We start from the raw sequence: 17,934 nt of genomic DNA, 5'->3' as shown, positions 1-17,934 counted from the left end.
AGGTTTAGCTACTTAGAAAAGCATCAAACAAGATTTTCATCTCGCTTTTATGATTGAAACGTTCTTCAATCAAAGGAAACAACAAGACCTAGTTTGTTATACCCTTTTTACCTATTTATTAACTTCCAATAAAGGAAATAAAAAATAAGTGGCATCCCTAAGGGGATTCGAACCCCTGTTACCGCCGTGAAAGGGCGGTGTCCTAGGCCTCTAGACGATAGGGACACTAAAACTATTGAGTAAGTGAACATTGAATAAACAAGGTTCAACTACTTAGAAAAGCATCAAACAAGATTTTCATCTCGCTTTTATGATTGAAACGTTCTTCAATCAAAGGAAACAACAAGACCTAGTTTGTTATACCCTTTTTACCTATTCATTAACTTCCGATAAAGGAAACAAAAAATAAGTGGCATCCCTAAGGGGATTCGAACCCCTGTTACCGCCGTGAAAGGGCGGTGTCCTAGGCCTCTAGACGATAGGGACACTAAAACTATTGAGTAACTGAATATTGAATAAACAATTTTCAATTACTTAGAAAAGCATCGGACAAGATTTACATCTTGTTTTTATCATTGAAAACATTCTTCAATCAAAGGAAATAACAAGACCTAGTTTGTTATACCCTGTTTACTTATTTAATTACGGCCAATATGGCGATAAAAAAATAAGTGGCATCCCTAAGGGGATTCGAACCCCTGTTACCGCCGTGAAAGGGCGGTGTCCTAGGCCTCTAGACGATAGGGACACAAATACTATCGTGAAAAGTAAACTTTTCTATTTTAAGTGATAAAAAACACTTAAAACCAATATTATTTAAATAAAGATTAACTTAATTAAATAACTTAAAACTTGGTGGAGCTATGCGGGATCGAACCGCAGACCTCTTCGCTGCCAGCGAAGCGCTCTCCCAGCTGAGCTATAGCCCCGCTACAAATTAATAACATGGCCTAATATGCTATAAATTCATTGCCTAACAAATGATTAATCACTCGTTGAAAGCGAGGCGCATTCTAAGCACCCGTCCTAAAACTGTCAACTATTATTTTAGATAAAAAGGTGTTTTTTGCAAAGTTTTTAGTTAAGTGTTTACTTAAACATCAACTTGACTATTTTTTGTTTAATCAGTGATTTATCAATATCAACTTTTCGAAAGCGCTTTTATTTATCTGCAATTAAGCGATGTCACTAATGTTAAACGATTATTTATCTACAAGGTGCTATTTTTTCCCTAATTTCAAAAAATACATCTAGGCAAGCTCAATGAAATAAGGGTTTATAGTTTCTTTATGACAAAATTGGGGTTAAAGTTGTACTAAGATATAATAATAAGAATTTTTCATGCAGCTAGAAAAGCTAAATGTTGTCGCTATTGGTGGCGGACACGGTTTAGGTCGTGTGTTATCTACTCTCTCTTTTTTAAAAAAGCAGTTAACGGGTATAGTAACCACAACCGATAATGGAGGCTCTACTGGCCGTTTACGCAGGCGCAGTAGTTCTATTGCTTGGGGTGATCTACGTAATTGCTTAACATTGCTTGTTGATGAGGACTCTGTTGGCAGCCAGTTATTTGACTTTAGATTTGATGGGCAAGATGAACTGGGTGGTCACAATCTAGGTAATCTTATTTTATATGCCTTGGGGAAATTGCAATCTCGGCCACTTGATTCGATAAAGCTTGTCAGACGTTTATTAGGGGTTAGAACGCCTTTATATCCGATGTCAGAGACACCAACCGATCTAATGGCCTTCTACCCTAAGGGACGTTGTAAAATAGGTGAACTCTCGGTTGATAAAATGCCGATAATGCCAGAAAAATTATTATTGGCCCCGTTGGTTAAAACCTTGCCTTTGTGCATTGAGTCAATAAGGTCTGCTGATTTGATTATTTTAGGCCCTGGGAGCTTTCTTACCAGCGTTATTCCACCCTTGTTAGTGCGAGATATTACTAAAGCGATTCAGGCAAGCTCAGCTCATTGTGTGTTTATTGAGAACTTAGCTCCAGAAGACAGTCCTGCCGCAGCATTATCATTAGATGAGAAACTTAATTGGATCAAAGAAAATATTGGCTGCTTACCTATTGATAGTGTTATTTGTCAAAATGAAACGGTTACATCTACTATTTTGCCCGTTATTCATTGCGACCTTTCTAATGGTTCAGACAGTCATAACCATGATAAAGAGAAACTGTTACAGGCATTAAAACTTTGCATAAGTGGTATTGATAAACAAAATAGTATTTCTGCCTAGTTTCTAGACTGCTGATAAAAAGCCGTAAAATGATCATTCATTTTACGGCTTTTTAGTTTTTAGTTTTTAGTTTTTAGAAGCTTCGTCTTGACTAATACGGCTAGCAACAGCACCTGTTTGATTTTTATATTTTGCATCTTCACGTTTATTATAAGGACGTGCAGCGCTTGAAGACATAGTTTCAAAGTTTAGTGCCGCTATCTTCATTTTAGGGCGAAGTGCCAAGGGAAGCTTACCACTATTATAAAACTCTAAAACAATCTGCCCAGACCAACCAGGATCGATGCGATGTGCGGTAACATGGACCATTAAGCCCAAGCGCGCTAATGATGAACGACCATCCAACCAACCAACGATATTATCAGGTAGAGTGACCGACTCATAGGTAACCGCTAGCGCTAATTCACCTGGATGTAAAAAGAAAGCCTCACCATCAGCGATAACAATTTCATCACTCATCACTGAGTCCATCGCTTTTTGCATTTCAGCTTTGGGGCCACTTAAGTCGATATAAGGTGCGGTATGATCTTGAAAAACGCGAAATTCGTTACCTAAACGAATATCAACACTTACCCCTGAAATCATACTGCTATCGGGTGCAGGGGTAATAATAATTTCACCTCTTTCAAGCGATGTTTCTATGTCTTTGTCGGACAATCTCATGTTAGTTCTTCTTACGTTATTACTTTAAGGTTAGGGAATTAGCTATAAAGGCTAATCTTCAATCAATAGTTTTGCGGTATTTGGACTGCGTGAATCCAACTGCAGATATAACTGTGCAGCGATAGTTCGCGCTATCTTACGGTATTGCTCACTGATGTTACTAGTGTTATCTGTTAATAATGGCGAAACCCCTTGGTCTGCATCGCGACGAATACTGACATCAAGCGGCAGTTGTCCTAAAAGTTGCGTATCATATTTATTGGCAACCCGTTGACCTCCACCTTCACCAAACAAGTGTGATTGATGACCACAATTTTCGCATTGGTGATAACTCATATTTTCAATAATACCGAGCACAGGTACTTTTACTTGTTCAAACATCGCAATACCCTTTATCGCATCAGCCAGTGCTATATCTTGTGGTGTGGTAATAACCACAGAAGCTGCCACGGGTACTTGTTGTGATAACGTTAATTGAATATCACCGGTGCCTGGGGGCATATCAACAATTAAATAATCTATACCTTGCCAATCAGTTTCGTTAAGTAATTGACTAAAAGCTCTGCTTGCCATTGGGCCTCGCCAAACAGTTGCATCATCTTCATCGACTAAAAAACCCAGCGACATTGCGCTTAAACCATTAGCATTTATTGGCGTGAGTAACTTACCATCATCAGAGCTAGGCTTTGCTCCTTTTAAACCCAGTAATGTAGGAACTGATGGGCCATAAATGTCAGCGTCTAAAATGCCAACCGAGGCTCCTTCTGCGATTAACGCATAAGCAAGATTAACTGCTGTCGTCGACTTCCCTACTCCACCTTTTCCAGAGGCAATAGCAATAATATTCTTTATACCTAAGAGTTCATGGCGGCGAACCGGCTTAACATTGTACTTAACATCAAAACGAACGGTCTGCTTAACTTCTTTAGTAAGCATTTCAGTTAATAATTGTATTTCACTATTGCAAGGGAAAGGTAAAGACAATTTAATGACAATATCATTACCTTTTTCTAAGGTAATTTCAGGGTCAATATCAGGATATAGAATTCCTTGAGGAAAATTTTCACTTCGATAACGATTTAAGCTATCAACAAGCGTTTGTTTAGCGTCACTGGGGAGTGTTTTTGACGAAAATATCTTTGAGAACATTTTAAAAGGCACTTTATCGCGTTTAGGCAATAATTATTAATGAAAAGTAATTACAAATTCTGTACCATTCCCCTCATAATTACCACCAATAAATGTAAACTTTATATGTCGTTATCAGAGTCATCATCAACTGCTAAAAATAAACGTAAAATTCTTGTAACTTGTGCGCTGCCTTATGCCAATGGCTCTATTCATTTAGGTCATTTACTCGAACATATTCAGACCGATATTTGGGTGCGTTTTCAACGTATGCGCGGCCATGAAACTTATTTTGTTTGTGCTGATGATGCCCATGGCACGCCTATTATGCTTAAAGCGCATGAGTTAGGGGTAACACCTGAAGAAATGATCAATGGTGTCCGTGAAGAGCATATGAGCGACTTTGCAGATTTTCATATTAGTTTCGATAACTATCATTCAACGCATAGTCCAGAGAATGAAGCGTTTGCTCACGAAATTTATAATCGTTTGCATGCTAAAGGTCATATTAAAACTAGAGTCATCTCTCAACTATACGATCCAGAAAAAGGGATGTTCTTACCTGACCGCTTTGTAAAGGGCACTTGTCCTAAGTGTCAGGCAGCCGATCAAAACGGCGATAGCTGTGACGAGTGTGGCGCGACGTATTCGCCCACTGAAGTGCTAAACCCGCGTTCAGTTGTTTCTGGCGCAACACCAGTATTAAAAGATTCAGAGCACTACTTCTTTGACTTGCCTGCTTTTAGTGAGATGTTGCAAGATTGGACACGAAGTGGCGCATTGCAAGATGAAATGGCTAATAAGTTAGCTGAATGGTTTGAGTCTGGTTTACAACAATGGGATATTAGCCGCGACGCTCCTTATTTTGGCTTTGAAATACCCAATGCTCCGGGCAAATACTTTTATGTCTGGCTAGACGCTCCTATTGGTTACATGGGCAGTTTCAAAAACTTATGTGATAAAACCGGTATCGATTTTGATGCATTTTGGGCGCTTGACTCGGAAGCTGAGCTCTACCATTTTATTGGTAAAGACATTATATATTTTCATAGTTTATTCTGGCCAGCTATGCTCGAAGGTGCAGGTTTTAGAAAACCAACGGCAGTGCATGCTCATGGTTTTGTTACTGTTAATGGCGCAAAAATGTCTAAGTCTAAAGGTACCTTTATTAAAGGTCGTACATATTTAGATCATTTAAACCCTGAATATTTACGTTATTACTATGCCGCTAAATTAACCCATAAAATTGATGATTTAGACTTAAATCTTGAAGATTTTGCGCAACGAGTCAATTCAGACTTAGTGGGTAAAGTGGTTAATATTGCCTCACGTTGTGCCAGTTTTATCACTAAACGCTTTGATGGTATGTTGTCAGAAAACATTGACAACCCAGCTCTCGCTGAAGAGGTCATGGCGGCAGGTGACTCTATTGCAGCTCACTATGAAGCGCGTGATTTTGCCCGTGGTATGCGTGAAATAATGGCATTGGCCGACAAAGTTAACGAATATATAGCCGTAAAAGAACCATGGCAGTTAGTGAAAGATGAAACTAAGCAGCAAGAAGTGCAAGACATCTGTTCGCTAGGTATCAATATGTTTCGTACCTTAATGATTTATTTAAAGCCGGTATTACCCGTATTAGCCGATAGCACAGCGACGTTTTTAAATGATGAATTAACCTGGGAAGGACATAAAAAATTATTGACGAGCCACAAGATCAATAAATTTAAAGCCTTACTACAGCGTGTCGACATGGATAAAGTTAACGCAATGACAGATGCATCGAAAGACAATTTACTTGTTAAAGATGACGCTGAAAAACCGGTAAAAAAAGCGAAAAAAGAAAAAATCGTCGATAATAGTGCGGCTCTTAATGATCCATTAGGGTGTGATCCTATTAGCGAAGAAATTCAATTTGACGATTTTGCTAAAATTGATTTGCGTATAGTAAAAATCATTAATGCCGAGCATGTAGAAAAAGCTGATAAACTGTTACGTTTGACCCTTGCTCTTGATTCAAAAGAAGAAGGTGGTGAAACACGCCAAGTGTTTGCCGGTATTAAGTCAGCGTATCAACCAGAAGATTTAATTGGTAAACATACCGTGATGGTTGCTAATTTGGCGCCAAGAAAAATGCGTTTTGGTATGTCTGAAGGCATGGTGCTTGCGGCAGGCCCTGGTGGTAAAGATTTATGGATATTAAATCCTGACGACGGTGCACAACCGGGTATGCGGGTGAAATAACAACCCTCAGTTAGCTGTTAATACCAAAGAAATAAAAGCAGTGAACGTTCACTGCTTTTTTGTATTATAATTTTCAAATAGTTCGTTACAATCATTATGGCAAAATACTTATGAGTACAATATTTTAATGTTGTTTGTTAAACCACCGTTATTAGTACAAATTATCTTAGCGATGTTTCTTGGGTTGTTGATGGGGTATTACTTTTCAACCGAATATTCAGTGATTGATAACACCGCCAATGCTTTTGTTACTGCCCTGCAAATGACCGTACTGCCTTATATTGTGCTATCACTGGTTGTTGGTATAGGTGGGCTTACCCCGAGTAAAGCCAAAAAGGTCTCTAAACAAAGTTTATTGATTATCTTAATGATGATAGCGGTCGTACTATTTTTTATTTTTAGCACCCCTTTGTCCTTTCCTCAATGGCAACATGCCGAGTTTTATTCTAATAACACTATACAATCTGTGCCAGAATTTAGCTTGGTTGACTTATTTATCTCGGCAAACCCTTTTAATGCCTTAGCAAATACTTTAATCCCTGCGGTAGTTTTTTTTAGTATCTGTATGGGGCTTGGTTTAATGAAGATAAAATCTAAAAGACAAACCTTGTTAATGCTTTCAAACTTACAACAAGCCACCGCAAACATTAATGGTTTTATTATGAAATTTGCCCCCTTGGGTATATTTTGTATCGGTTGGCGTGCCGCTGTTACTCTTGATGCAAGCCAACTCGATGGTTTAGTTGTTTACATGCTTAGTGCAATAGTTTTGGTAACTCTGCTTTGTTTTGTGGTATTCCCCGCCATTGTTGCAACGGTCACCCCTTTTGGTTATCGAGAAATAGTTAGTGTGTCTCGCGAGCCAATGATCACTGCTTTCGCTACGGGCAGCTTCTTTTCAGTATTGCCCGTGATTGTTGAAAACACTAAAAAATTACTTAAGCAAAAATATCCTCAAGATAGCGATCTTGAAAAAATATCAGAGATTATTGTGCCAATATCTTTTAGTTTACCCGTCGGTGGTAAGCTACTTGCTTTACTTTTTGTGCTCTTTGCCGCTTGGTTCTCTGGTGCCCATATTTCTTTTACTGATCATATCAATCTAGTCGTTGCTGGCTTGCCACAGTTATTTGGTAGCACAACATTAGCGATGCAAAATTTACTAGAATTGTTTAATGTTTCCGGTGCTATGTTCGACTTTTATTTAGTGGCAGAGAACCTTATTGGCGCTCGGTTAAGTGCTATTTTTTCAGTGGTATTTTCTAGCTGTTTACCGCTATTAATTGCCACGGCAATGTTAAAGCGCTTTACTATAAAATGGCGTGTACTGCTGCGTAACTTAGCGATAATTCCGCTTGTTTCTGTATTGGCATTTATCTCCTTACGTTTCAGTTTTGACACTATAAGTCACCAGTATCAAGGCTATACCAAATTTATAGAGCGAGACTTTTTGTTCACTGGTGTTGAAAGCAACTACCTCGAAAACAGCCCTGCGAATGTTGTTACCAAACCTACATTTTCTCCTGTGCTAAAACGAATTCAACAACGTGGTTTTATTAGGGTTGGCTATTTCAGAGATGACTTACCTTACGCCTTTCATAACAATAACGGTAAGTTGGTCGGTTTTGATATTGAAATAATGAATCAACTCGCCATTGACCTCAACGTAAATGTTGAATTTGTAAAAATATTTCATCATCAAGCGGAAGCACTCTTACAATCAGGCTATTTGGATATCACGACAGGTATTCCAGTTATCCCAGATAATATGACTAAGTTCACCCTTACGGTGCCTTATTCTCAGCAATCACTAGCCTTTATTGTAAAAGATGAAAGACGTGTAGAGTTTAAGCAATGGTCTAAAATTATTGAAAATAAAGCGCTGATTATCGGTATACCTGAAACTTTCTTTTACCAAACAGCTGTTGAACGCAACTTTATTCATAATAAGGCCTGGAAAATATCAACACCCAGATTATTCTTTAAAGAAAAGCACCAACATTTTGATGGTATGCTATTTGGTGCTGCAGCAGCTTCTGCCTGGACATTATTATATCCTGAGTACACAGTTATTGTGCCTAAACCTGTCTTAGCACCTATATCTATGGCATTCCCGATTAATCATAACGATCAAGCTTTTGAACTGTTTATGCGTAATTGGATAAATATGAAACAACAAAGTAACGTTATTGATAAATTATTTAATTATTGGATCAGTAATAAAGCCCCTGTTAAAGCAAATATAAGTAAGTAACCTAGTGATAAAAATGAAGACAATAAGTAAAACCAACAATAAATTAATACTAATGCTGACGTTAATCGGATTATCAGCATGCTCATCTCAATATACTGTTTCAACAAATTTGGACAAAGAAAATTTTCAAACATACTTTAGCCATGCACAGGTAAAAGTTTTTCAAGATGAAAGTGAATTTCCTGGCCGCTACAAACTTATTGGCTTAGTTGAGGGTGAAGATTGCCAGGCAAAAAGTCATCATGCCTTACCAGATAAAATAGCGGCAAGAACTGAAGCACGTAGACAAGCAGCTCAACAACAAGCGAATGCGATAATTTTTAGTGGTTGTGCGTTGATTGATGACGACCAAGCAAATAAGCAATGTATTGCAACGCTTGTCTGCTATGGTATGTCTTATCAAGTTGAACCGCTTAAAAAGATTAACTAATGACTGTATCACCTGAAAACCAGGTAACCTTCAACTATATTGGTCGCGTTAATTCTCCCTACAAAGAAAAATTCGCTATTCCTCGTCAACCGGGTCTAGTGAGTGCAGCACAAGGCTCAATTTTATTACTTGATGATGCCAATAACCAAGAGTTGCTTCGTGGCATTGAGCAATTTAGCCACCTGTGGGTATTGTTTATATTTCATGGGACGCAGCGCCAAGGTTGGAAACCGCTCGTGAGACCACCTCGCTTGGGAGGAAATAAAAAACTGGGGGTATTAGCCACTCGCTCTACATTCAGACCTAATCCGATTGGTATGTCGGTAGTAAAGTTAGAGGGTATTACGCAAAACAACAAACAAACTGTTATTAATATTTCTGGACTAGACCTGCTTGATCAAACGCCCGTTGTTGATATTAAACCTTATATTCCCTACTCTGATAGTATTGATGGTGCACAGGCCGGCTTTGCACAACAACAACCCTTGCACGCGTTAACCACCAAGTTTTCTCAGCAAGCACAAGATGATATGCAAAAGTATCAACGAGAGTATCCAGAGCTAGCACTGTTTATTGAACAAGTCTTAGCGCAGGACCCTAGGCCCGCTTATAAAAAGCGACAAGACGATGATAAAATCTATGGCATGAAACTCTATAATTTAAATATATGCTGGCAAGCAAATTTAAATAATGAGATGTATGTGCTTTCAATAAATAAAGTTGATGATTAACTTTAAAATACACTCAGCAACTCAATATAAAAAAGGTCAGCAGAGCTGACCTTTAACATTCAAATAAATGACCACTTTAACTAAGAAAATTTAGTGGTGATGACCGCCAGCGCCATGTGCGTGACCATGTTCAATTTCTTCATCTGTAGCAGCACGTACATCAATGACGTCTAAGTCAAAGGTTAATACCATACCAGCAAGGGGTGGGTTAATATCAACAGTGACCATAAACTTACCTGCTTTAACAATAGTCACTTGACGTTGACCTTGCTCGGTTTCAACAGAAGCTGTCATGCCAGCTTGCCATTTAGTGGTCCCTTGACCGTCTTGTAGATGTTTTGCTGGAACACGTTGGATCATATCTTCTTTACGCTCACCGTAAGTATCTTCTGGTTGTAGCGTGACTGAAAATTTGTTGCCTACTTCTTTACCCACTAAGGCATTTTCAACACCGACTAACATATTTTTATAGCCATGAAGATAGGCTAAAGGATCACCCGCGTATGATGATTCAATTTCATTGCCAGCTTCATCTTTTAAGGTGTAGTGAAATTGAACAACGGTTTTATCTGCAATTTTCATTTTTAATCCAATTTAATTAATACAATAATAATTTTCTGCGAGTGTAGCAAAAACAGACGCTAGCCACTATGCCCAGAGTAATAAAATAACCACACTAACAATAATTAATAACATACCTAGGTATTCAATTCGACTAATACGTTCCTTAAAAATTCGGTAAGTTAATAATAAAGTAATAAAAAACTCTACTTGTCCTAGTGCCTTCACATGGGCTGCATTTTGAAAACTAGCGGCAGTAAACCAACCAATTGAACCAATAACGCTGGTTATGCCAACAAATAAACACATACGCCAATGTTTAGCCATTAAGGTAAGTTGCTTTCTATCTTTTAAACTAAGATAAATAATTGATATGACGGACTGTACGCCAACCATAAACAACAAAGTAACAGCGGCACTAACCATTAAATCTGTGTTTAGGGCCAAGCTTGATTCTCTAATTAATAAGGTCGTAATGGCTAAGGCTAAGCCTGAAGATAAGCCAAAACCAGCGCCAGGGTTTTTAAATATATCAGTAACCGTAAATTTTACTTTTGAGACAATTAACACGCCTATCACACCAATAAAAACAGATAACCACGCTAGCAATGATAAAGAAACTGAAAAGAACAAGGCTCCCACGACAGCAACTTGAATAGCTTCAGTTTTAGCTAAACTTGTCGCTACCGCAAAATTACGATATTTAAAGGCCGCAACCAAACAAAAAGTCCCAATAATCTGCATCAGACAAGCGATAAGCGCGTACATAAGAAAATGACTGTTAAGCACAGGTAAAGTCACTGCTCGCTGTTCGGTAATAAAGAGCAAATATATAAAAGCAAAAGGCAGCGCATAGATATAGCGCACACCTGTCGTCGCCATCGCACTTAAATGTCCCGATAGCTTCTTTTGTCCAGCGGTGCGAATAGCCTGCATAACAGCGGCAAGTAAAGTGAAATAAACCCAGAGGTCTAAAGAAAAGAAAGAAAAGTCCAAAATCAATCCTAATGATGAAAACGACCAGCAAAATAATGTTAGGCAAAGGCAATAAAAAGCCTTTTATGCTTTATGTTACTAATTAATATTGATAATGTTTAAATTTGAAATTCAAAGTAACCTTAAAACTATGACAGAACAGCTACCGATCGCTATTATGCCGGGTAACGATTTAATAGAACAGTTTACTCAGATAAAGTCAGTGTGTAATAAGCTTGAAGCACAATTTAATTTTCAAACATTGACCGCAAATTGGTATGGTGATGAAAAAAATATTTTATTAATCAATCTCTATCTAGAAACTCAGCAATTTGTTGATGAAGAGATAACTAAAGATCATCAGGGAGAGATTAGCTATTTTGCTGATGATGTTTTCAGTGTTTACCAAAAAGAACATCAGCAGGTAAAATGTTTTATTGCGATAACGCCAGCTGAGTTAACTCTGTTAGCGCAAGAGAAAAAATTATTACCTCGCTATATTCAAGTAAAACTGCACAAGGTACTGAATTTAATTGCCAATAAGTTAACGCTACCCCATATATAAACAAGTGTAAGAAATAGCGTTAAACCATTGAAGTCGTCAGTTAAAGGCTATTCACTATGTCTTTAACCAATTCAGGACCTTGGTATATAAAGCCAGTATAAACTTGTACTAATTTAGCACCCGCCGCTATTTTCTCTTGTGCATCACGGCCACTCGAAATACCGCCAACACCGATTATAGGTAATTTATTATCTAGGGCTATTGCCAATAAACGAATAACCTCGGTACTTTTGTCTTTTACTGGCTCACCACTGAGACCACCCTGCTCTTCTCCATGCTCTAAGCCAACCACACCTTCACGTGAAAGTGTGGTGTTAGTGGCAATAACGCCATCAATATTATTGCTGATCAAACATTGGGCAATCGATTCAATCTCTTCTTTGCTTAAATCTGGTGCTATTTTTACGGCTAACGGTACATATTTACTATGCAGTTCGGTCAGTACTTTTTGTTCCGCTTTAAGCGCGGCTAATAGCTCATTTAATGCATCACCATATTGTAATGAACGTAAACCTGGCGTATTTGGTGATGAGATATTTATGGTGATGTAGGTTGCGTAGTTATAAACTTTACGCATACAAATAAGATAATCGTCTTTAGCTTGATCATCTGGGGTATCTTTATTTTTACCAATATTAATACCCAGCACGCCTTTAAAATTTGCTTTACGTACTTGATCAATTAAGTAATCAACGCCTTTGTTATTAAAGCCCATGCGGTTTATAACTGCATTTGCTATCGGTAAACGGAAAATACGCGGTTTTGGGTTACCCGGTTGTGGCTTAGGTGTCACAGTTCCTATCTCAACAAAGCCAAATCCCATGGCATCAAACGCGTTAATGCATTCGCCATTTTTGTCTAATCCAGCCGCTAACCCAACCGGATTAGGAAAGGTAATACCCATGGCTTCGACTGGTTTATCAGTAATGTTTTGTTTATAAAGTAAATTTAATGGTGTTGAACCCGAGGCTTTAAAGCCTTTTATTGTCAGCTCATGAATAGCTTCAGGATCAAACTTGAATAATACTTTACGAATTGCGGAATAAAACATATTGCCTCTGGACGGATAAGTTAACGCGAAAAAACTTTAATCAAAATCGACAACGACCTAAAAAAAATCCCCACTTAGTAGTGAGGATTTTATCAGTTAAATCAATCTCGTTAAAGCTTGATTAATGGCTTTGACTTATTTTGCTGGATCGCAATTTAAACTCAGTAACATTAACTCTCTTAGCGCAACAGAGAACTTTGCAAACTCATGCGTGCGACCAATTCTAAAGTCAGCTAAGATTTGGTTCCAACGTTCAAGTGGTTGAGCATTCGTCTCAATCCAGTTATTAAGTAAGGCTTCGACTTCAGGTTGTTCAACACCACAATCGCAGCGTAAAACGACTTGTGCTAATGAACGTTGCTGCCAATCAAGTTCCTCTCTAAATGAAGCTCTAGCAAGCGCTTGCCAGTGATTAGATACCGGTTGGCTAGTGATTTGATCTAAGAACCAATGCAAGTCTAAACGAACACCTAGCTTGAAGTATAAGTCAGCAACTAATTCAATTGGACGATTATCCGCTATTGAAATATCAGCAATATCCATTACCGGGAATAATGAACTTAACTGTGAAATACGTTTTGCGATTTTCACTGGAACGCCTGTTCCAACTAGATCTGTTTCAACACGTTGTAGTTGTTCAACTTCTGCGGTTACCAATAACTTATCTAAATTGTTGGCTAAATTTTCAAACGTTGGGCGATACATAGCGATTGTTTCAGCAATACCTAACGCTTTATTACGATGGCGTAAGAACCAACGTGTTGCTCGTCGTACCGTACGGCGCATTTGAAATAACATTTCAGTTTGAATAGAAGTCGAAATTTTATTATCTAATTCGGTAATTTCGTTCCAAATGGTTGATAACTCGAAAACTTCACTGGCCATAACATAACAATTGGCGATTTCAGCAACCGTTGCACCTGTTTCTTCATGCATGCGATTAACAAAATTGAAACCCATATCGTTACCAATATCATTGGCTAATTTTGTCGCTATAATTTCAGCACGCAGTGGATGCAGTTGCATTTGTTCTTGATACTTAACCTGTAATTGTGGAGGGAAAGCTTCAAGTAATAAACGATTGTGATAAGGGTTGTCCGTGATACCTGGACAAACCAAATCTTCTTTTAAGACCATTTTACCATAGGCAAGTAGCACTGAAAGTTCTGGGCGAGTTAAGCCTTGACCTTTAGATAAACGCTCAGAGATTTCATCATCCGTTGGAATAAATTCTAAAGCACGATCTAATTTACCCGCTTTTTCTAAGCCATGGATAAAACGCTCTTGCTCTTTTAATTGTTTAACGCCACGCATTGCCGTAATAGACAATGAATGGGTTTGGCGATAACAATCTTCTATAACAATTTTACCGACATCATCAGTCATATCATAAAGTAACTGATTACGTTGTTTAACGGTTAAGTCACCATTTTGTACTAAACTGTTTAATAATATTTTAATGTTGACTTCATTATCAGAACAATCAACACCGCCGGCATTATCAACAGCATCAGTATTAATTCGTCCACCACGTAAACCAAACTCAACACGACCCAGTTGGGTAAAACCTAAGTTACCACCCTCGCCAACAACTTTGGCTTGTAATTCTTTGCCATTGATACGCAATGAGTCGTTCGCTCTGTCGCCAACGTCAAGATGGCTTTCTTTTGAACTTTTAACATACGTGCCGATACCGCCATTCCACAATAAATCCACTTTCATTTTCAAAATGGCTTGCATTAGATCAATCGGTGACATGGTTTGTTTTTGCGTACCGAGCATTCTCTTAATTTGTGGTGTTAACTTGATAGATTTCACATGACGGCTGAAAATCGCACCACCTTCAGAAATTAATTCTTTGTTGTAATCTTCCCAAGTACAGCCCGGCATATTAAATAAACGTTCACGCTCTACATAAGAGCTTGCTGCGTCGGGATTAGGGTCAATAAAAATATGCATATGGTTAAATGCTGCTTGTAAACGGATGTGCTTTGACAACAACATACCATTACCAAATACATCACCCGCCATATCACCAATAGCAATACAGGTGAAATCAGTTGTTTGACAATCAATATCCATTTCGCGGAAATGACGTTTAACAGATTCCCAAGCGCCTTTAGCCGTAATTCCCATCGCTTTATGGTCATAGCCAACACTACCACCAGAAGCGAACGCATCGCCCATCCAGAAGTTATATTCGTCGGAAATCGCATTAGCAGTATCTGAGAAGGTTGCCGTGCCTTTATCGGCAGCAACAACCAAATAAGCGTCATCGTCATCAAGACGAACAACATTCAATGGTGGCACAATTACGCCATCAATAATGTTGTCGGTAAGATCTAACAAACCACGAATGAAGGTACGGTAACATTCTTTACCTGCTTCAAATATTTCTTGTCTAGTACCGCCTACTGGGAGTTGTTTACAAACAAACCCCCCTTTAGCGCCAACAGGAACAATAACCGTATTTTTAACTTGTTGAGCTTTTACTAAGCCTAAAACCTCAGTGCGGAAATCTTCTTGTCTGTCTGACCAACGTAAACCACCACGGGCGACTTTGCCACCGCGTAAATGAACACCTTCAAGTTGTGGTGAATAAACAAATATTTCGAATTCAGGAAGCGGTAGTGGTACATCACTTATCTGGCGAGGTAAAATCTTAAATGAAATGTAAGATTTTTGACCTGTTATCGGATGAGGTTGAAAATAGTTAGTACGAATGGTGGCACTGATCATTTCAACAAAACGGCGGATAATACGGTCATCATCTAAGTTAGCGACATTATCGAGAGATTTTTCAATATCAGCACTGACTTTATTCAACGCTTTTTCTGAAATTTTCGTCGTTGGATCAAAGCGGAAAATAAAGAATTTAATCAATAACTCAGCAATATTAGGGTAACGAGCAAAAGTATCTTCGATATAACTTTGGCTAAAGGTACCACCGATTTGACGCTCATATCGTGCATAAGCACGGATAATAGAAACTTCGCGACCACCAAGCTCGGCACCTAAAATTAAACGGTTAAAACCATCATCTTCTAAATCACCCGCCCAAACTTTTGCAAAGGCGTCTTGGAACAAGTTTTGTACTATTTCAAGGGTGAACTTACCTTGTCCGGTCAGTAACATCGAAAAGTCTAAGATCCAACAATGTTCACCCGTTAATGTTTTAACTAAATAAGGGCTTTCACCAATAACACGTAAACCGAAGTTTTCAAGGATAGGTAAAATATCTGACAAGTGGATGGGGTCGCCCGTATGGAACAATTTTAATTTTACGTGACGGCTGTTAGCACTTTCTTCTTGTGGTTGATAAAATAACATTTCCAGTGGGTTTTCTGCTGATAACGACTCAAGTTTTTCAATATCAACGATTGCCGTACCCGGTAACACTTCATCTTTGTAAGATTGTGGAAAACTACAGTATTTACGACTTAATGTTTTACCTTTAGCTTCACCTTTGTGAGAGTTCAGAGATGCTGCGAGTTTATCATCCCAGCTTCTTGCTGCTTCATTTAAGTTCTTTTCAATTTGTTTCACGTTGATATCTGCTTTAGTTGATTTAACACGAACAATATAGTGGGTACGCGCTTGTGCTGATTCAGAAAAGTAAGTGGTAAACTCGACTTCTTGACCGCTACCAAATGCTTCTTTGAGTAACTTTTGAGTATTAACACGTAATTCAGTGTTATAACGTTCTCTGGGTACATAGACCATACAAGAGTAGAAACGATCAAAGGCATCACGGCGAACAAAGAGTCCAGAGTAATCACGCTCTTGCATTTGGAAAATGCCTAAAACATTTTTTAATAATTCATCTGTGCTACTTTGTAATATTTCGTCACGTGGGTAGGTTTCTAAAATATTAATCATCGCTTTATATGCGTGAGTACCACGAGCAAAACCAGAGCTTTCACAAACGGTGGTTACTCTAGACTTTATTAACGGTAAATCTAAGGCACTATTGGTATAATAAGCAGAGCCAAATAAACCAACAAAGCGTTCCTCACCAATAACATTACCTTTAGCATCGAAACGTTTTACGCCAATATAATCTAGGTGGGCAGGACGATGTACGCGTGACCGAGAATTGGTTTTGGTCAAAATTAACGGGTTAACCCCTAAAGCAAGCTCACGAGCAGAACTAGATAATGTTGAAATTAAGCGTTCTACTGTGCCATCAGAGCGCTTCATTAATCCTAAACTTGATTCAACATTGGCCGAGAGTGCCATATCACCTGTTAACGTTTTAACATTGTATGAACGATAGCCTAATAAAGTGAAATTATCGTTTAACATCCACTTTAAGAACTCTAATGCGTCATCATGATCATTGATTGAACAAGGTAATTTTGCTTCGGCTGTTTCGGTGATCACTTCACCAAGACGTGCACGCATTGCTTGCCAATCGTCAACCGTTATCGCAATGTCATTAACCACTGAATGAAGCTCTTTGGTTATTTTATCAAGGACTTTTTGATCGGTTTGACGGTCAACTTCAATAAAGAAAACAGCGACAGCCGTTGCCGATTTTAACGATTTATTAGCGGCTGCCGATAAACGTGTAATTTGATTTTTGTCATCACGAATAATATTAATAGGACTATTTAACATTAAATGCGGTGATAAGCCTAAACGGTTAAGGGCAATTCGCAATGAATCAACAAGAAATGGCATATCGGCGATAATGACTTCGATAATAGTATGACTTGATTTCCAGCCATGCTTAGAAACTTGAGGATTAAAAACTTTAATCACCGGTGCATTATTTTGGTGACCATTTAACGAATTCCACAGACTTAACGTCGCACCGTACATATCACTATCGTTACGATGCTCTAAATCAAGCGTAGAAATATTGCTATAAAGGAGCTCTGCAAACTGCTCAACGAGCGGAGCTGTCTTAGCGGGAACTTTTTGCTGAATTAACTGTGCTACATTCGAGAGTATCACTGAGGGTAAACCGTCTACTAACGCCATGCCGTTTTCCTTTTTGGATAAAACGCTGTTGTACTGAATCATTTCAAAATTGATTATTTAAAACAATTAACAGGGTAATTTGTATAATTTTTTATA

Annotated in this window: 12 protein-coding genes and 4 tRNA genes; 6 read left to right on the top strand and 10 right to left on the bottom strand. The window is 38.3% G+C overall.

From position 1 onward, the window contains the following. Positions 1–149: 149 nt before the first annotated feature. From H4J76_RS07960 to H4J76_RS07945, 4 genes are all read right to left on the bottom strand, one after another. Positions 150–225, bottom strand: a tRNA-Glu gene (locus H4J76_RS07960). A 185-nt stretch (positions 226–410) separates the two neighbouring features. Beyond that, positions 411–486, bottom strand: a tRNA-Glu gene (locus H4J76_RS07955). Positions 487–672: 186 nt separating this feature from the next. Further along, a tRNA-Glu gene (locus H4J76_RS07950) sits at positions 673–748 on the bottom strand. 105 nt (positions 749–853) lie between these two features. Then, positions 854–929, bottom strand: a tRNA-Ala gene (locus H4J76_RS07945). A 412-nt stretch (positions 930–1,341) separates the two neighbouring features. On the opposite strand from H4J76_RS07945, the gene yvcK reads away from it, so the two are divergent. Continuing rightward, complete coding sequence (gene yvcK, locus H4J76_RS07940) at positions 1,342–2,250, top strand: uridine diphosphate-N-acetylglucosamine-binding protein YvcK (protein WP_182214237.1); 909 nt, start codon at positions 1,342–1,344, stop codon at positions 2,248–2,250. A 66-nt stretch (positions 2,251–2,316) separates the two neighbouring features. Here yvcK and dcd read toward each other — a convergent pair whose 3' ends face one another. Together dcd and apbC are read right to left on the bottom strand one after the other, a co-directional pair. Then, positions 2,317–2,913, bottom strand: a complete 597-nt coding sequence (gene dcd / locus H4J76_RS07935; RefSeq protein WP_070376602.1) for a dCTP deaminase — start codon at positions 2,911–2,913, stop codon at positions 2,317–2,319. 51 nt (positions 2,914–2,964) lie between these two features. Continuing rightward, positions 2,965–4,062 carry an iron-sulfur cluster carrier protein ApbC gene (gene apbC / locus H4J76_RS07930; RefSeq protein ID WP_182214235.1) on the bottom strand — a complete coding sequence of 366 codons (1,098 nt, stop codon included), beginning with the start codon at positions 4,060–4,062 and terminating at the stop codon, positions 2,965–2,967. A gap of 105 nt (positions 4,063–4,167) precedes the next feature. Here apbC and metG point away from each other — a divergent pair, with 105 nt between their 5' ends. The 4 genes from metG (at position 4,168) to tsaA (ending at position 9,700) form a co-directional block, all read left to right on the top strand. Beyond that, complete coding sequence (gene metG / locus H4J76_RS07925; RefSeq protein ID WP_182214233.1) at positions 4,168–6,285, top strand: methionine--tRNA ligase; 2,118 nt, start codon at positions 4,168–4,170, stop codon at positions 6,283–6,285. 127 nt (positions 6,286–6,412) lie between these two features. Next, positions 6,413–8,539, top strand: a complete 2,127-nt coding sequence (locus H4J76_RS07920; protein ID WP_182214231.1) for a cation:dicarboxylate symporter family transporter — start codon at positions 6,413–6,415, stop codon at positions 8,537–8,539. Between the two features lie 13 nt (positions 8,540–8,552). Then, entirely contained in the window at positions 8,553–8,969 is a 417-nt protein-coding gene (gene rcsF / locus H4J76_RS07915) for an Rcs stress response system protein RcsF (RefSeq protein ID WP_182214230.1), read from the top strand. Beyond that, positions 8,969–9,700, top strand: a complete 732-nt coding sequence (gene tsaA / locus H4J76_RS07910; protein ID WP_182221722.1) for a tRNA (N6-threonylcarbamoyladenosine(37)-N6)-methyltransferase TrmO — start codon at positions 8,969–8,971, stop codon at positions 9,698–9,700. The genes rcsF and tsaA overlap by 1 nt, the downstream gene beginning before the upstream one ends. A gap of 90 nt (positions 9,701–9,790) precedes the next feature. Here tsaA and H4J76_RS07905 read toward each other — a convergent pair whose 3' ends face one another. Both H4J76_RS07905 and H4J76_RS07900 read right to left on the bottom strand, forming a co-directional pair. After that, positions 9,791–10,282 carry a peptidylprolyl isomerase gene (locus H4J76_RS07905; RefSeq protein ID WP_182170177.1) on the bottom strand — a complete coding sequence of 164 codons (492 nt, stop codon included), beginning with the start codon at positions 10,280–10,282 and terminating at the stop codon, positions 9,791–9,793. 66 nt (positions 10,283–10,348) lie between these two features. Continuing rightward, positions 10,349–11,257 carry a DMT family transporter gene (locus H4J76_RS07900; RefSeq protein WP_259364617.1) on the bottom strand — a complete coding sequence of 303 codons (909 nt, stop codon included), beginning with the start codon at positions 11,255–11,257 and terminating at the stop codon, positions 10,349–10,351. A gap of 130 nt (positions 11,258–11,387) precedes the next feature. Here H4J76_RS07900 and H4J76_RS07895 point away from each other — a divergent pair, with 130 nt between their 5' ends. Then, positions 11,388–11,801, top strand: coding sequence for a hypothetical protein (locus tag H4J76_RS07895; protein WP_182214227.1), 414 nt, complete (start codon positions 11,388–11,390; stop codon positions 11,799–11,801). A gap of 40 nt (positions 11,802–11,841) precedes the next feature. Here the strand turns inward: H4J76_RS07895 and pyrD are convergent, their stop codons facing one another. Next, positions 11,842–12,852: a quinone-dependent dihydroorotate dehydrogenase gene (gene pyrD, locus H4J76_RS07890; protein WP_182230380.1), complete on the bottom strand. Its 1,011-nt coding sequence runs from the start codon at positions 12,850–12,852 to the stop codon at positions 11,842–11,844. A gap of 135 nt (positions 12,853–12,987) precedes the next feature. Beyond that, positions 12,988–17,838 (bottom strand): NAD-glutamate dehydrogenase, encoded by a 4,851-nt coding sequence (locus H4J76_RS07885; protein WP_182221719.1) that lies wholly within the window; start codon positions 17,836–17,838, stop codon positions 12,988–12,990. Positions 17,839–17,934 lie beyond the last annotated feature (96 nt).

The organism is Colwellia sp. BRX9-1 (assembly GCF_014077195.1).
In the GTDB taxonomy this organism is placed as follows: Bacteria; Pseudomonadota; Gammaproteobacteria; order Enterobacterales; family Alteromonadaceae; genus Colwellia_A.
Note: the sequence above shows the minus strand (reverse complement) of the source record. Positions and strands in the feature narration are given on the sequence as shown.

What these genes read in the sequence shown, in the direction of transcription:
- yvcK (WP_182214237.1), top strand. Translation starts at nt 1,342, where the DNA reads ATGCAGCTAGAAAAGCTAAATGTTGTCGCTATTGGTGGCGGACACGGT.
- dcd (WP_070376602.1), bottom strand. Translation starts at nt 2,913, where the DNA reads ATGAGATTGTCCGACAAAGACATAGAAACATCGCTTGAAAGAGGTGAA.
- apbC (WP_182214235.1), bottom strand. Translation starts at nt 4,062, where the DNA reads ATGTTCTCAAAGATATTTTCGTCAAAAACACTCCCCAGTGACGCTAAA.
- metG (WP_182214233.1), top strand. Translation starts at nt 4,168, where the DNA reads ATGTCGTTATCAGAGTCATCATCAACTGCTAAAAATAAACGTAAAATT.
- H4J76_RS07920 (WP_182214231.1), top strand. Translation starts at nt 6,413, where the DNA reads ATGTTGTTTGTTAAACCACCGTTATTAGTACAAATTATCTTAGCGATG.
- rcsF (WP_182214230.1), top strand. Translation starts at nt 8,553, where the DNA reads ATGAAGACAATAAGTAAAACCAACAATAAATTAATACTAATGCTGACG.
- tsaA (WP_182221722.1), top strand. Translation starts at nt 8,969, where the DNA reads ATGACTGTATCACCTGAAAACCAGGTAACCTTCAACTATATTGGTCGC.
- H4J76_RS07905 (WP_182170177.1), bottom strand. Translation starts at nt 10,282, where the DNA reads ATGAAAATTGCAGATAAAACCGTTGTTCAATTTCACTACACCTTAAAA.
- H4J76_RS07895 (WP_182214227.1), top strand. Translation starts at nt 11,388, where the DNA reads ATGACAGAACAGCTACCGATCGCTATTATGCCGGGTAACGATTTAATA.
- pyrD (WP_182230380.1), bottom strand. Translation starts at nt 12,852, where the DNA reads ATGTTTTATTCCGCAATTCGTAAAGTATTATTCAAGTTTGATCCTGAA.
- H4J76_RS07885 (WP_182221719.1), bottom strand. Translation starts at nt 17,838, where the DNA reads ATGGCGTTAGTAGACGGTTTACCCTCAGTGATACTCTCGAATGTAGCA.